The organism is Massilia sp. P2_C2 (assembly GCF_056404615.1).
This window is the reverse complement of record NZ_JBFUDR010000623.1, coordinates 1-1095: the sequence shown is the minus strand read 5'-3', so window position 1 is coordinate 1095 and position 1095 is coordinate 1. Positions and strand designations below refer to the sequence as shown.

The 1095-nt window shown below is 74.3% G+C and carries 1 pseudogene; it reads right to left on the bottom strand.

Going from position 1 to position 1095, the window contains the following annotated elements:
* Positions 1-1095, bottom strand: a pseudogene (locus tag AC1DYX_RS31400) (penicillin-binding transpeptidase domain-containing protein); the annotation flags it as partial.

Below are 1095 nucleotides of genomic sequence, written 5' to 3'. Positions count from 1 at the left end.
CCATCGAGCTGCGCCAGCAAATGCGGCACGACGACGCGCCCCTGGCCGACCGCGCCCGCCACGAGTGCCATTTGCAGCGGCGTCGCCTGCATGCGCAGCCCGATCGCCATCTGGCGCAGCTCGTGTCGCGTATGTACAGGGTCGATGCCGGCCGGCGTGGACAGCAAGGCGTCCCACGTGGACCACGGATAGTCGGCCGGCAGCAGGCCGCCATCCAGCCGCAGCGCCTGGCCGAAGCCGAGCCGGCGCGCCATCGCCACGATCGGGCGCACGTTGTCCAGCGCGTCCGGCTCCAGCGGCTGCAGGTCCGGCACGCCGCCGCCGGGACGGCCCAGCAGGCTGCGGTCGGACATTTCGCCCATCCAGGCGAACCACGTATTCAGGCTGTACGTGAGCGCCTGCGCGAGCCCCAGGCGGCCATCCTGGGCACGCCGGTCCAGGCCCTGGTCGCGGAAATTCGTGATGTGGGCGCGAGCTTCGACCGGATACGTGGACGCATCCGTGCGGAACGCAAAGCCGCGCGCGTGCGCCACGACATTGATGCCGGCCAGCGGCATGCCGTCCAGCAACGCGTCCAGCTGGCGGTCGGCGCGTGCAGCGCGTTCCAGGCCCAGGGCGCTGACGACCTTGAACGTCGACCCGGGACTGCGCTCGGCGCCGCCGTCGTGCTGCAGTGCCGGCAGGCGCAGCGGGCTCGCGGCCGGGTCGATGCGGTCGAAATCGCGCGCCTCGCGCCAGTTGGCGGCATCGACGTGCGGCATGCCCGCGCCGGCCGCGGCGAGGATCGCACCCGTCTCCGTGTCGAGCAGGACGAGGCCGGCCTGGCGCCCGGCGGGTGCCTGCCCGGCCCCGTTGCAGGCTGTGCCATCCCAGCGGCCGCGGCGCATGGCGATGCAGTCGAGCGCGGCCTGCGCGGCCGCCTGCAGGCGCAGGTCCAGCGTCAACTTCGCCGTGTGACGAGCGCCGGGCAGGCGGCCCAGCATCGCGGCCACGCTGCCGGCCTGGTTCGCGCGCACGCCCAGCAAGGTGCCGAGGCCCGCCGCGTGCGCCGCCTCCGTCGGCGCCCCGTCGCGCCACAGCGGCACGCCGTCGCTG